Genomic DNA, 13,683 nt, shown 5'->3' on the forward strand with positions numbered 1-13,683 from the left:
TTCCCCTTCGGAGACATCGCCAGAACGAAAGTGTTCAAGCTTTTTCGCACGTTAGGCAGATATATACCGCAAATCAAACACGAAACGGGCTAATCACCCTTGTGCCGCAACGGACTCGGTGATCTCGGGCTGTTCAGCGGTCCTCGTCGGGGATCCGACCCTCGTTGAGGTCCGCGTTGAACTGCTCGAGCCGCCTTGCCGCAGCGGCGAGATCGTGCTTGGCCGCGGCCGTAATGACCAGCAGCTTCCGGGTCAGCGCCATCCGTACGCCCTCCGGGACTTGCAGTGCGCGCACCCTTGCGTGCGCTTCCTTCAGCTGGTTCGCGACCGCCGTATAGAGCTGGAGTTGGCCGTCGTGTTCCATGCACAGATTGTGCCATCTGGGGCGAGTTGTCGCCTGCGCAGGGGGCAACTGCCGCCTCGAATGGCCTTCCAGGCACTTGCGGAGGCCGCGATCCCAGCACTCACGTACCCAGGCAACACCCTTCTTAACGTGGGAAGTTGAGCAGGATCTGCCGAGCGTGCGGGGCTGTTCGGGCGCAGACACGGCTGTACCCCCGATCGTGGCGATCGGGGGTACAGACGGGGTGTTGGCGTGGCCGAAACCCGCCCCGCTCAGGGGGTGCGGATCAGGCCTGGAGGGTGCGCGGCTTGTAGGTGGGCCGCTTGGCCTCGTACGCAGCGATGTCCGCCTCGCTCTGGAGCGTGATGGAGATGTCGTCCAGGCCGTTCAGCAGCCGCCAGCGGGAGTTCTCGTCCAGCTCGAAGGAGGCGGTGATGCCCTCCGCGCGAACCTCACGAGCCTCAAGGTCCACAGTGACCTCAGCAGTGGGGTCCTGTTCCGTCAGCTCCCACAGCGCGTCCACGATCTTCTGGTCCAGCACGACCGTGAGCAGGCCGTTCTTCAGCGAGTTGCCCCGGAAGATGTCCGCGAAGCGGGAGGAGATCACGGCCTTGAAGCCGTAATTCTGCAGCGCCCAGACGGCGTGCTCACGGGAGGAGCCGGTGCCGAAGTCGGGGCCGGCGACCAGCACCGTGGCGCCCTGCCGCTCGGGACGGTTGAGGACGAACTCCGGGTCCTTGCGCCAGGCCTCGAACAGCCCGTCCTCGAAGCCGTCACGCGTGACCTTCTTGAGCCAGTGAGCAGGGATGATCTGGTCGGTGTCGACGTTGCTGCGGCGCAGCGGGACGGCCCGGCCGGTGTGGGTGGTGAAGGCTTCCATGGTTCTCAGACTCCAGCGGGCGCGAGGGCGTCGGACAGGTCGGCGGGGGAGGCCAGGTGGCCCAGGACGGCGGTGGCGGCCGCGACCTGCGGCGACACCAGGTGCGTACGACCGCCCTTGCCCTGCCGGCCCTCGAAGTTGCGGTTGGAGGTGGAGGCGGAGCGCTCGCCCGGGGCCAGCTGGTCGGGGTTCATGCCCAGGCACATCGAGCAGCCCGCGTGCCGCCATTCGGCGCCGGCCTCCTTGAAGACCACGTCCAGGCCCTCGGAGACGGCCTGCAGACCGACCCGCGCGGAGCCCGGGACGACCAGCATCCGTACGCCGTCGGCGACTTTGCGGCCCCGCAGCAGGTCCGCGGCGGCGCGCAGGTCCTCGATGCGGCCGTTGGTGCAGGAGCCTACGAAGACGGTGTCCACCTTGATGGAGCGCAGCGGCTGCCCGGCCTCCAACCCCATGTACTCCAGGGCCTTTTCGGCGGCGAAGCGCTCCGAAGCGTCTTCGTACGAAGCCGGGTCGGGGACGGCTGCCGAAAGCGGCGCGCCCTGGCCGGGATTGGTGCCCCAGGTGACGAACGGCGACAGCTCGTCGGCGTGGATCACGACCTCGGCGTCGAACTCGGCGTCGTCGTCGGTGCGCAGCGTCTTCCAGTACGCGACGGCCGCGTCCCAGTCGGCGCCCTCGGGGGCGTGCGGGCGGCCCTCGAGGTACGCGAAGGTGGTCTCGTCGGGGGCGATCATGCCGGCGCGGGCACCGGCCTCGATCGACATGTTGCAGATGGTCATCCGGGCCTCCATCGAGAGCTTCTCGATGGCGGAGCCGCGGTACTCCAGGACGTAGCCCTGGCCGCCGCCGGTGCCGATCTTCGCGATGATCGCCAGGATCAGGTCCTTGGCGGTGACGCCCTCGGGCAGCTCGCCGTCGACCGTGATGGCCATGGTCTTGGGGCGGGCCATCGGCAGCGTCTGGGTGGCCAGCACGTGCTCGACCTGGGAGGTGCCGATGCCGAACGCCAGCGCGCCGAACGCGCCGTGGGTGGAGGTGTGCGAGTCACCGCAGACCACGGTGGTGCCCGGCTGGGTCAGACCCAGCTGCGGCCCCACGACGTGGACGACACCCTGCTCGACGTCACCGAGCGGGTGCAGCCGCACCCCGAACTCGGCGCAGTTCTTGCGCAGCGTCTCCAGCTGGGCGCGGGAGACCGGGTCGGCGATGGGCTTGTCGATGTCGAGGGTCGGGGTGTTGTGGTCCTCGGTGGCGATGGTGAGGTCGAGACGGCGCACCTGCCGGCCGTTCTTGCGCAGCCCGTCGAAGGCCTGCGGGCTGGTCACCTCGTGCAGCAGGTGCAGATCGATGAAGAGGAGATCGGGCTCGCCCTCGGCGCGCCGGACGACGTGGTCGTCCCAGACCTTCTCCGCGAGTGTCCTACCCATCGCTTTCCCTCCGGCCGGCAAGCGTGCACCGGCCCAACTAGAGATCTTGAGGAGGAGACGCCCGCGCCCCAGGTGTCGTGTCCGGGCGTCCACCACCGGGCCCGTTGGTCTGCGGGCCGCTGTGTGATTCCAGGGTGGCGCGTTCCACGGAAAATTGAACTTGCGTTTCACAGAGTGAGACGCGAGTATCGTTGCATGGACAACAGTAGCGGCGTCGGCGTTCTGGACAAGGCGGCCCTCGTCCTGAGCGCTCTGGAGTCCGGTCCGGCCACCCTCGCGGGTCTGGTCGGGGCCACCGGACTGGCACGACCCACGGCTCACCGCCTGGCCGTGGCCTTGGAACACCACCGCATGGTGGCACGCGACATGCAGGGCCGTTTCATCCTCGGCCCGCGCCTCGCGGAGCTGGCCGCGGCCGCGGGCGAGGACCGCCTGCTGGCGACGGCCGGCCCGGTGCTCACCCACCTCCGCGACGTCACCGGCGAGAGTGCGCAGCTCTACCGGCGCCAGGGTGACATGCGCATCTGTGTCGCCGCGGCCGAGCGCCTGTCCGGTCTGCGAGACACGGTGCCGGTCGGCTCCACGCTCACGATGAAGGCCGGCTCCTCGGCGCAGATCCTCATGGCCTGGGAGGAGCCCGAGCGTCTGCACCGGGGCCTGCAGGGCGCCCGCTTCACGGCGACGGCCCTGTCGGGTGTACGGCGGCGCGGCTGGGCCCAGTCCATCGGCGAGCGCGAGCCGGGCGTCGCGTCCGTCTCCGCCCCCGTCCGCGGCCCCTCCAACCGCGTGGTGGCCGCCGTGTCCGTCTCCGGCCCGATCGAGCGCCTGACGCGCCACCCCGGCCGCATGCACGCCCAGGCCGTCATCGACGCCGCCGCCCGCCTGTCGGAGGCCCTGCGCCGCTCGGGCTGAGAGGAAGCCTTCCGGGAACACCGGGGAGGGCCCGCCTCAACGCCGCGGCAGGCCCTCCCCGCCCCCCCCGTCAGCCGGCCTTCTCGGCCGCGGGTGCCGTCCTGGACCGATGGGCGAACCGGTCCTTCGCGTACCGCCCCCGCTTCTCCAGCGGCACCTGCCCGTGCGCGGCGGCCAGCCCGAACGCCGGCATGTCGCCGTAGATCGCCTCGTACGACCCCTCCGGCACGACGTACGTCTCGTGCCAGATCCCCACCTGCCCCCGCAGCTTCCCGCTGCGCTCCTTGCGGTTGATCACGGCCCACGCCCGGTGATGGAACGCGTCCGGCGCGGTCGCATAGGCGTACAGCTTGTCCTTGGACTCCCAGTACTGCACGACGTAGTACGACCGCGGCGAGGCGGTCAGCAGGACCTTGCCGAGCAGTCCACGCCCCGGGTCCTTCACCAGCTCCCGGAGCATGCGGAACATCGCGAGCATCACCGGCAGCCACAGGTGCACGGCCCAGAGGCGGTTGATGCGCATGCCGATCAGCAGGACGACGACCTCGCCCCTCGCGTCGGCGGTCGTACGGGACACCATGACCCACGTCCCCCTCGTTGGTGAGCAGCGCTATCCGAGTAGCGATGCTTGGATAGTGCCGTTATCCGATAAGGAGCGCAAGACATGCGGCTGGCCGAACTCAGCAGACGCAGCGGTGTGTCCACCGCGACGATCAAGTACTACCTGCGCGAAGGGCTGTTGCCACCCGGCCGCCAGATCAACGCCACGACGGCGGAGTACGACGAGGGGCATCTGCGCCGGCTGCGGCTGGTGCGGGCGATGATCCAGGTGGGCCGGGTGCCGGTGGCCAAGGTGCGCGAGGTGCTCGGGCACGTGGACGACGACTCCCTGGGCCGCTCGATCCGCCTGGGCGCGGCGCTGTGGGCGCTGCCGCAGGTGCCGGAGCCGGACGAGGACGACGAGTACGTCCAGGCCGCCCACCAGGAGGTCGCCACGCTCCTGGACCGGCTCGGCTGGCAGAACGCGAAGCGGCTCACATCCATCTCCCCCGCGTACCGCTCGCTGGTGGTGGCGGTGGCCGCGTTCCGCCGGCTCGGCTACGACTGGGGGGCCGAACAGGTCGCGCCGTACGCCGAGTTGATGCACCGGACCGCCGTCCTCGACCTGGACAACATGGAGACGCACCCGTCGGAGGCGGAGCGGATCGAGTTCGCGGTCCTGGGGGCGATCCTCAACGAGCCGCTGCTGCGGGCGCTGCACCGGCTGGCCCAGGAGGAGGAGTCGACGCGGCGGTACGGCTTCGAGTAGCCGGCGCCGGGCATGACGAAGGCCCTCCGCCGAAGCGAAGGGCCTTCCTGTGCGTACCCCCGACCGGATTCGAACCGGCGCTACCGCCTTGAGAGGGCGGCGTGCTAGGCCGCTACACAACGGGGGCGTGGACACTGCGTTTCCGCAGGTCCGAGCTGGTCTACCTGGACTCGAACCAAGACTAACTGAACCAGAATCAGTCGTGCTGCCAATTACACCATAGACCAATGATGGTTTAGACCAGTCAGTACCCCCGACCGGATTCGAACCGGCGCTACCGCCTTGAGAGGGCGGCGTGCTAGGCCGCTACACAACGGGGGCCCTAGCGATCCCGACAACATCAGGATCCGTACCCCCGACCGGATTCGAACCGGCGCTACTGCCTTGAGAGGGCAGCGTGCTAGGCCGCTACACAACGGGGGCTTTGCAGATAAGCTCTGCGAGCTGGCCTACCTGGACTCGAACCAAGACTAACTGAACCAGAATCAGTCGTGCTGCCAATTACACCATAGGCCACTGGAACTCAAGCCCCTGCGGGGTTCTCGTTCTAGTTCGCTCCTCGGGGCTCAGGCCTTCCGGCCCGCTCCCCTCGGCGCAGGAAGAACATTACCCGAAGGTGGACGGGGCTCCAAAACGGGTATCCGCGCGGACGAGCGCGGGGAGTTCGGCGAGGGTCGCGATCCGGTGCGCGACGACCTCTCCGACGGCCCGGACCGAGGCCGTTCCGCGGTCGATCCACACGGACAGCAACCCGGCCTCGGCGGCGCCCCGGCCGTCGATCTCCGGGTGGTCGCCGACGTACGCCACCTCGTGCGGTGGCAGGCCCAGCGCCTCGCAGGCGGCCAGGAAGGCGCCGGCCTCGGGCTTGGAGACGCCGAGCTCGGCGGCGCACAGCACGGCCTCGAAGCGGTCGAGCAGGCCGAGGGTGCGCAGCTTGTGCTCCTGGACCGCGATGCTGGAGTTGGACAGCACCGCGTGCCGGTGGCTGGCGGAGAGGGCCTCCAGAGCGGGCAGGACGTCCGGGAAGACACTCCATGCGGCCTCGTAGTGCCCCAGGTACCGCCGGAACCAGGCGTCGGCCTCCTCGTCGGTCAGCTCCGCACCGAGGAAGATCCGTACCCGGTCGCGCCGCTGCCCCTCGAAGGTCGCCTCCCCGGCCGAGAACCGCGCCCACTGCAGATCGGTGATCTCGCGCCACCGTGCGAGGGCCTGTCCCGCTGATGTGTACCCGTCGAGCAGGCCCTCGGCCACGAGGTGGGCGCGCATGCCCTCGCGGTCCGCCGACGTGTAGTCGAAAAGCGTGTCGTCGACGTCCCAGACCACGGCGCGGATGCTCATGGTGCGACGGTAACCCCGGCCCCGAGACCGCGTCCCGGAAACAGGTCAGTCGTGCCCGCCCCGCCAGACCCACCGCCCCGGTGCCGGTTCCGGGTCACGAGGGAGCCGTCGCAGGGGGCCGACCAGACCGCGTCCGGAGTTCCGTGGAGAAAAATCTCCCCCATGAATCCCCCATAGACACTCCAAGCCGATCCTGTGACACGGGGGCGGCGACAGCCCGTGGCCGTCACCGCCCCCTGCGCGGCCGGGTGTGTCAGGCCGCCAGCCTCGCAAGCGCCGCGTCGATCCGGGCCAGCGCCTTCTCCTTGCCCAGGACCTCAAGGGACTCGAAGAGGGGCAGGCCGACCGTGCGGCCGGTGACGGCGACGCGGACCGGGGCCTGGGCCTTGCCGAGCTTGAGGCCATGGGCCTCGCCGGCGGCCAGGACGGCCCCCTTCAGGGACTCGGGGGACGTCCAGTCCGCCGACTCCAGCTTCTCGCGGGCCGTGCGGAGCAGGGCGTCGGAGCCCTCCTTCATCGCCTTGGCCCACGAGGCCTCGTCGAAGACCGGCTCGGCCAGGAACAGGAAGTCGACGTTGTCGGTGATCTCCGACAGGACCTTCAGGCGGGTCTGTGCCTGCGGGGCGATCGCCTGCCACTTGGCCTCGTCGAAGTCCTCGGGCGCCCAGGGCGCGAACGGGGCCTTCAGCCACGGGCGGCAGCGCTCGGTGAACTCCTTCACATCCAGCATGCGGATGTGGTCGCCGTTGATCGCCTCGCACTTCTTCAGGTCGAAGCGCGCCGGGTTGGGGTTCACGTCGGAGATGTCGAAGGCGGCGACCATCTCGTCGAGCGTGAAGATGTCCTGGTCGGCGGAGAGCGACCAGCCCAGCAGGGAGAGGTAGTTGAGCAGGCCCTCGGGCAGGAAGCCACGCTCGCGGTAGAGGTTCAGCGAGGACTGCGGGTCACGCTTGGAGAGCTTCTTGTTGCCCTCGCCCATCACGTACGGCAGGTGGCCGAACCGCGGGGTCTGCTTGGCGATGCCCAGCTCCGTCAGCGCCTTGTACAGCGCGATCTGGCGCGGGGTGGAGGAGAGCAGGTCCTCGCCGCGCAGGACGTGGGTGATCTCCATCAGGGCGTCGTCGACCGGGTTGACCAGCGTGTACAGCGGGGCGCCGTTCGCGCGGACGATGCCGTAGTCCGGCACGTTCTCGGGCGTGAACGTCAGCTCCCCGCGGACCAGGTCGGTGAAGGTGATCGTCTCGTCCGGCATCCGGAAGCGGACGATCGGGGTGCGGCCCTGGGCCTTGTACTCCTCGACCTGCTCGGCGCTCAGGTCACGGCAGTGGCCGTCGTAGCCGGAGGGCCTGCCGGCGGCGCGGGCGGCCTCGCGGCGGGTGTCCAGCTCCTCCTGGGAGCAGTAGCAGTGGTAGGCGTGGCCGGCGTCGAGGAGCTTCTGCGCGACGTCGGCGTAGATGTCCATGCGCTGCGACTGCCGGTACGGCGCGTGCGGACCGCCGACCTCGGGGCCCTCGTCCCAGTCGAAGCCGAGCCAGCGCATCGCGTCGAGCAGCTGGTCGTACGACTCCTCCGAGTCGCGGGCCGCGTCGGTGTCCTCGATGCGGAAGACCAGGGTGCCCTGGTGGTGCCGGGCGAACGCCCAGTTGAACAGGGCGGTGCGGACCAGGCCCACGTGGGGGTTACCGGTGGGCGAGGGGCAGAAACGGACGCGTACGGGTGAGCCGGGTGCGCTAGCCACGCTTGACAACCTTGTTGGTGAGAGTGCCGATGCCTTCGATGGTGACGGCGACCTCGTCGCCGACGTTCAGGGGGCCGACCCCCGCGGGGGTGCCGGTGAGGATGACGTCGCCGGGCAGCAGGGTCATGGCCTCGGAGATGTTGACGATCAGGTCCTCGATGGGGTGGATCATCTCGCTGGTGCGGCCCAGCTGGCGCTGCCGGCCGTTGACCGTGAGCTGCACGGTCAGGTCGTTCGCGCGCTCGAGGTCCAGGTCGGTCTCCACCCAGGGGCCGAGCGGGCAGGAGGTGTCGAAGCCCTTGGCCCTGGCCCACTGCTTCTCGCGCTTCTGCACGTCGCGGGCGGTGACGTCGTTGGCGCAGGTGTAGCCGAAGATCACGTCCTTGACGCGCTCGCGCGGCACCTCGCGGCACATGCGGCCGATCACGACGGCCAGCTCGGCCTCGTGGTGCAGTTCCTCGGAGAAGGAGGGGTACTGGATGTCGTCGCCGGGCCCGATCACCGAGGTGGAGGGCTTGAAGAAGGCGAACGGCGCCTCGGGCACCTCGTTGCCCAGCTCGCGCGCGTGGTCGGCGTAGTTGCGGCCGAACGCCACGACCTTGTTGGGGAGGACCGGCGGGAGCAGTCTGACCTTGCTCAGCGGCACCTTCGTACCGGACAGCTCGTAGTCCGCGAACGGGATGCCCTTGATGATGTCGAGGACGAGTCCGTCCTGCTTGTCGCCCTCGACCGCGCCGAAGGCTACGTTCCCGTCGATGGAGAACCTGGCGATGCGCACGGGATCCTTGCGCCCCTTACTGAGAACCGGCGTACTGACGCCCCAGGTTAACCGGTCGGGCCCGGACAGGTTCGGCGGCAGCGCTTTTCCGGTGCGGGAATGGGGGGCGCCGGAATTGCGGGTTCGCGGGGTTCGGTGTGCGGCCGCACCGCCGTGACCTGGGCCGAACGCTGCGCCGACGGCCGCGGGAGCGCGGCCGCCGGTGCGTTCGGGATGATCGCCGAGGCACCCGGAAATGCGGTCCGGGAGAATTCAGGCGGGTGCGTCACCACCGGGCCGGGGCTCGTACGAAAACGCGATCCCGGAAATTCAGCGGAATAGGTGAGTGCCGGTCGGCTACTCTGCGGCCGCCGCGCCTGCCGGGACGACCTCCAGGATCGTGCGCCGGGGGTTGGCCGTCTGGGCGGGGAGATCGACGGAGCCCTCCGGCGGCTCGGGCGTCTGCAGTTCGCCGGCGTCCTTCAGATGCGCCAGGGTCGTGCGTCGCGGGTTGGCGATCTTGTGGAACATCATCGTCGTCTTCACCGTTGTGGTCCTGTGCCCTCTGGTCGAGTGGGTTTGCAGAGTCGTCCCTCTTGTAAAGCGTCAGGCTAAACATCCGATTCCCCGCCGATGGCGCCAACTGCCGAGGCGGCGCGTGTGAGTTTGCTCACGACCTCGCGGACAATTCGGTCAAATCGCATCCCCAACTCGCCCCGATGAAACGGACATTGACTCCCTGAAGCCATCATTCCGCTCCTGATCATGGCGACTCAGACACCTGGCACCGAGCAACGACTCGCAGCGATACGCCCGTTATGTTCGGGATCATCGTCCACGGCTGGTGACGCGCCACTCACAGCCCGTCACGGAGGTCACAGCTCGGGGCACGGCTCTTGTTGGAGATCCGGCACTGTGCTGGAATTCCACGGACCGCCGCGGGATCGAGCCGGCGCACAGGGCGCGAAGCAGCGCCGAGCGGCGGCGAGACAGGGGGGAACCAGCGCCGGTCACTCAAGACCACCGGGGGGCGTGTTCAGGACGCTCTCCAGAACGCCGACACCGTGTCCCTCCGTTCGCGCGGAGGGGCGCCTGGTCCAGAGGTTGCGACACTAGTGCAGGGACGTTTCAAGAGGGATGGCAGCGCTTCGGCGGAGCCGGAGTCGCACGACGGGACTGGTCCCATGAAGGGCAGCTCCTCGCCCCAGCACGCCCAGAACCCGGGCCCGGCCCCGTCCGGGGACGGCGGTGAGCGCGGCGGACGCCCCGGCGTGTCGGCCTCGTCGGCCTCCATCGGGACCGGCAACTCCGGCGCCACCCCCGCGCCGGCCGTGAAGCCCGTCAAGGGACCCACCGGCCCCGGCTCGCGCATGGCCCTGCGCAACTGGCGCATCTCCACGCGCCTGGTCTCGCTGCTGGCGCTGCCCGTGGTCGCGGCGACCTCGCTGGGCGCGCTGCGCATCGACCAGAACATCACCGACATCCAGCAGCTCGACAACATGAAGCTGCTGACGGACATGACCAAGCAGGCCACCGAGCTGGCAGCCGCGCTCCAGGAGGAGCGCGACCAGTCCGCCGGTCCGATGTCCCACGGTCTGACGGCGAGCGACTACTCGATCAAGGGCTACCGGGACAAGACCGACCGCGCCCTGCTGAACTTCCAGAACGCCACCGAGGAGATCGACGCCGCGAGCAAGGAGGGCAACCTCCAGGGCGTCCGCGACAACCTCGTCGGCATCTTCAACCAGCTCGACCAGCTGGCGAAGATCCGCAAGAGCGCCTATGACTCGAAGGGCAACTCGACCCAGACGATCGAGGCCTACCACCGGCTCATCACCCAGCTGATCGACCTGTCCCAGGACATGGCCCAGGCGTCCAGCAACCCGGAGATGATCTCGCGCACCCGCGCCCTGGCGGCCTTCTCCACCGCCAAGGAGTACGCCTCCGTGCAGCGCGCCACGATCGCCGCCGCACTGCCCGCGACCACTTCCACCAAGGGCGACCTCTCGACGAACGACCGCCTCTACGGCCAGTCGGCGTACGAGAGCGAGAACTCCGAGATCGCGATCTTCCGGAAGATCTACGCCAGCAACAACGCCGAGGAACTCCTCAAGCCGATCGACGAGGGCAACCCGACGATCGAGTCCGCGGACACCTACGCCAAGCGCGTCTTCGACTCTCCCGACGGCCTCCAGAGCCTGAACGCCCGCTCGTACAAGGACTGGGTGGACGACAGCTCGACCAAGATCGAGCAGATGAAGAAGATCGAGCACACGCTGCTCGAGGACATGGAGCAGAAGGCCCGCGAGCTGAAGAGCGCCACCCAGCAGGACGCGATCATCTCCGGTGCGCTGATCCTGCTCGTGCTCGGCGTGTCGCTGGTCGGCGCCTTCGTCGTGGCCCGCTCCATGATCCGCTCGCTGCGCCGGCTCCAGGAGACCGCCACCAAGGTCGCTCAGGACCGCCTGCCCGACCTGGTCAAGCAGCTGTCGGAGTCCGACCCGCAGGACGTGGACACCTCCGTGGAGTCGGTCGGTGTGCACTCCCGGGACGAGATCGGCCAGGTGGCCGCGGCCTTCGACGACGTGCACCGCGAGGCGGTCCGCCTCGCCGCCGAGCAGGCCCTGCTGCGGGGCAACGTCAACGCGATGTTCACCAACCTCTCGCGCCGCTCCCAGGGCCTCATCCAGCGGCAGCTGTCGCTCATCTCCGAACTGGAGTCCCGCGAGGCCGACCCGGACCAGCTGTCCTCGCTCTTCAAGCTCGACCACCTCGCGACGCGTATGCGCCGTAACGGTGAGAACCTCCTCGTCCTCGCCGGTGAGGAGCCCGGCCGCCGCTGGACCCGCCCGGTCCCGCTGGTCGACGTGCTCCGCGCCGCCGCGTCCGAGGTGGAGCAGTACGAGCGCATCGAGCTGGCCTCCGTGCCGACCACCGAGGTCGCCGGCCGCGTGGTCAACGACCTCGTGCACCTGCTCGCCGAGCTGCTGGAGAACGCGACGTCGTTCTCCTCGCCGCAGACCAAGGTCAAGGTCACCGGTCACGCACTGCCCGACGGCCGGGTGCTGATCGAGATCCACGACACCGGTATCGGCCTCTCCCCGGAGGACCTCGCGGCGATCAACGAGCGGCTCGCCTCGCCGCCCACCGTGGACGTCTCCGTCTCCCGCCGCATGGGCCTCTTCGTGGTCGGCCGTCTGTCCCAGCGGCACGGCATCCGCATCCAGCTGCGCCCGTCCGACTCCGGTGGTACGACCGCGCTGGTCATGCTGCCCGTGGACGTGGCCCAGGGCGGCAAGAAGCCCGCTCCGGGCAAGCCGGGCGCGCCCGGTGGCACCGGCGGCCCCGCCGCCGCGCAGGCGGCCGCCGGTGCGGCCGCGGCCCGTCGCGCGAACGGCGGCAACGGCCAGGGCGGTGCCCTCGGCGGCGCTCCGGCCGGCGGCGGTCTGCTCGGTGCCGGTCCCGCTCCGCGCGGCCAGGTCGGCGCCGGCCAGGGTCCCCGGGCCGCGCTGCCCGGTACCGGCCAGGGCGGCCGCCCAGGTGCGCGTGGCCCCCAGGGCGGTCCCGGTGGCCTCGGTGGCCCGCAGCAGGGCCGGCCGGCGCCCGCGGGTTCCGGTGCGGGTGGCTTCGGCGGTCAGGCGCCCGGCGCCTCGCAGGGGCCGCAGGCCACGAATCCGGGCGGACCGCAGCAGGACGCCTTCGGCGGTCGCGGCCCGCAGCGGCCCGGCGCCGCCTCCGACCAGGGACGCCAGCCCCAGCTGCCGCCGCGCGGCGGCCCGCGGGCCGAACTGCCCGGCGGCGACGGCCGGCAGCCTCGCACCCCGGACTGGGGCGACACCCAGGCCCCGCTGTCGCGTGCCTCGCTGGACATCCCGCGCGGCCACGACGAGCAGGACCCGGCGCACACCGGGCGCATGCCGCGCATCGACGACCGGCAGGGCCCGGGCTCGACCGCGGAGATGCCCCGGATCGACACCCACGGACCGGCCGCCACGGGCGAGTTCCCGCGCCGCGATCCGAACGGCCTGGGCGACCCGCAGAACACGGGCCAGTTCGCCCGCCCGGACAACCCGCAGCAGACCGGCCAGTTCCAGCGTCCCGACAACCCTCAGCAGACCGGCCAGTTCGCGCGTCCCGACAACCCCCAGCAGACCGGCCAGTTCCAGCGTCCCGAGGCGCCCGAGCCGTCCGGCCGTTTCGAGCAGCCCGGCGACCGTCAGGGCTCCGGCCCGTTCGTCCGCTCGGACGTCTTCGGCACGCCGGCGCCCCGGCAGGACGACGCCGCGCGGAACACGGGCCAGGACATCGGTCAGTTCCCGGCGCCGCAGAACTTCGACGGCGGCTACGACGGCAGCTCCACCGGCCGGCACGCGCTGCCCGGGCGCCAGAACCCCGCCCACACCGGTCAGTTCGAGCGCCCGCAGCCGGCCGGTCGCGGCGACTTCGGCGCCCCGCGCCCGCCGGCCCCGCAGCAGCAGCGTCCGGTGCACCGTGAGCCGGAGGCGCTGCCGCCGGCCAGCGGTCCGGTCGACGGCCGCACCCCGCTGTACGACACGCTGGAGACCAACTGGTTCCACGGCGGTCCGCAGCAGGAGTCCGCGCCGCAGCAGCCCCAGGCACCGGCCCCGGCTCCGCAGCGCCCCGTGGGCGGCAACGGCAACGGCTCCACCACCGGTTCCTGGCGCACCTCGCCGAACGACGAACTCGTCCGGCAGGCGGAGCGCGTCCGGCAGCCCGCCGCGGGCGGTGTCACCACCTCCGGCCTGCCGCGCCGGGTGCCCCGGGCGAACCTCGTCCCGGGCACGGCTCAGCAGCAACAGCACCAAGCCGGTCCGCAGGTCTCGCGTGCGCCTGACGACGTGCGCGGACGGCTGACCAATCTCCGTCGGGGCATCGCTCAGGGCCGTCAGGCCGGCAGCGGCCAGACCGGCAGCTACCCGAGCCCCACTCACCAGCAGGAGCGTTAGTTGAGTCCG

At 70.3% G+C, this 13,683-nt stretch carries 11 protein-coding genes and 5 tRNA genes; 3 read left to right on the plus strand and 13 right to left on the minus strand.

All coding sequences use genetic code 11. The annotated features are described in order from the left end of the window. Positions 1–133 precede the first annotated feature (133 nt). The 3 genes from AB0L59_RS17365 to leuC form a co-directional block, all read right to left on the minus strand. Positions 134–364 carry a hypothetical protein gene (locus tag AB0L59_RS17365; protein WP_365583990.1) on the minus strand — a complete coding sequence of 77 codons (231 nt, stop codon included), beginning with the start codon at positions 362–364 and terminating at the stop codon, positions 134–136. Positions 365–629: 265 nt separating this feature from the next. Continuing rightward, positions 630–1,223 carry a 3-isopropylmalate dehydratase small subunit gene (gene leuD, locus AB0L59_RS17370; RefSeq protein ID WP_365583992.1) on the minus strand — a complete coding sequence of 198 codons (594 nt, stop codon included), beginning with the start codon at positions 1,221–1,223 and terminating at the stop codon, positions 630–632. A gap of 5 nt (positions 1,224–1,228) precedes the next feature. Then, positions 1,229–2,653 (minus strand): 3-isopropylmalate dehydratase large subunit, encoded by a 1,425-nt coding sequence (gene leuC / locus AB0L59_RS17375; protein ID WP_365583994.1) that lies wholly within the window; start codon positions 2,651–2,653, stop codon positions 1,229–1,231. Between the two features lie 195 nt (positions 2,654–2,848). On the opposite strand from leuC, the gene ndgR reads away from it, so the two are divergent. Further along, a complete protein-coding gene (gene ndgR / locus AB0L59_RS17380) occupies positions 2,849–3,565 on the plus strand; it encodes an IclR family transcriptional regulator NdgR (protein WP_009320373.1) in 717 nt (238 codons plus the stop codon). A 70-nt stretch (positions 3,566–3,635) separates the two neighbouring features. Here ndgR and AB0L59_RS17385 read toward each other — a convergent pair whose 3' ends face one another. Beyond that, complete coding sequence (locus tag AB0L59_RS17385) at positions 3,636–4,145, minus strand: DUF4188 domain-containing protein (protein WP_365583997.1); 510 nt, start codon at positions 4,143–4,145, stop codon at positions 3,636–3,638. Positions 4,146–4,229: 84 nt separating this feature from the next. Between AB0L59_RS17385 and AB0L59_RS17390 the strand changes: the two genes are divergently transcribed. Next, a complete protein-coding gene (locus AB0L59_RS17390; protein WP_365584000.1) occupies positions 4,230–4,874 on the plus strand; it encodes a MerR family transcriptional regulator in 645 nt (214 codons plus the stop codon). Between the two features lie 54 nt (positions 4,875–4,928). Here the strand turns inward: AB0L59_RS17390 and AB0L59_RS17395 are convergent. The 9 genes from AB0L59_RS17395 to AB0L59_RS17435 all read right to left on the minus strand — a co-directional run bounded on the left by AB0L59_RS17395 (position 4,929) and on the right by AB0L59_RS17435 (position 9,253). Then, a tRNA-Glu gene (locus AB0L59_RS17395) sits at positions 4,929–5,001 on the minus strand. 28 nt (positions 5,002–5,029) lie between these two features. Next, positions 5,030–5,101, minus strand: a tRNA-Gln gene (locus AB0L59_RS17400). Positions 5,102–5,122: 21 nt separating this feature from the next. Continuing rightward, positions 5,123–5,195, minus strand: a tRNA-Glu gene (locus tag AB0L59_RS17405). A gap of 29 nt (positions 5,196–5,224) precedes the next feature. Further along, positions 5,225–5,297, minus strand: a tRNA-Glu gene (locus AB0L59_RS17410). A 21-nt stretch (positions 5,298–5,318) separates the two neighbouring features. Next, positions 5,319–5,390, minus strand: a tRNA-Gln gene (locus AB0L59_RS17415). Between the two features lie 90 nt (positions 5,391–5,480). Continuing rightward, complete coding sequence (locus tag AB0L59_RS17420; RefSeq protein WP_365584002.1) at positions 5,481–6,212, minus strand: HAD family hydrolase; 732 nt, start codon at positions 6,210–6,212, stop codon at positions 5,481–5,483. Positions 6,213–6,465: 253 nt separating this feature from the next. Then, complete coding sequence (gene gltX / locus AB0L59_RS17425) at positions 6,466–7,950, minus strand: glutamate--tRNA ligase (RefSeq protein ID WP_365584004.1); 1,485 nt, start codon at positions 7,948–7,950, stop codon at positions 6,466–6,468. Next, a complete protein-coding gene (locus AB0L59_RS17430) occupies positions 7,943–8,728 on the minus strand; it encodes a fumarylacetoacetate hydrolase family protein (RefSeq protein ID WP_365584007.1) in 786 nt (261 codons plus the stop codon). The genes gltX and AB0L59_RS17430 overlap by 8 nt, the downstream gene beginning before the upstream one ends. A 336-nt stretch (positions 8,729–9,064) precedes the next feature. Then, a complete protein-coding gene (locus AB0L59_RS17435; RefSeq protein ID WP_365584010.1) occupies positions 9,065–9,253 on the minus strand; it encodes a hypothetical protein in 189 nt (62 codons plus the stop codon). A 569-nt stretch (positions 9,254–9,822) separates the two neighbouring features. Here AB0L59_RS17435 and AB0L59_RS17440 point away from each other — a divergent pair. After that, positions 9,823–13,674 (plus strand): nitrate- and nitrite sensing domain-containing protein, encoded by a 3,852-nt coding sequence (locus AB0L59_RS17440; protein ID WP_365584012.1) that lies wholly within the window; start codon positions 9,823–9,825, stop codon positions 13,672–13,674. The last annotated feature ends 9 nt before the right edge of the window (positions 13,675–13,683 follow it).

Source organism: Streptomyces sp. NPDC052109 (genome assembly GCF_040680195.1).
Lineage (GTDB): Bacteria > Actinomycetota > Actinomycetes > Streptomycetales > Streptomycetaceae > Streptomyces.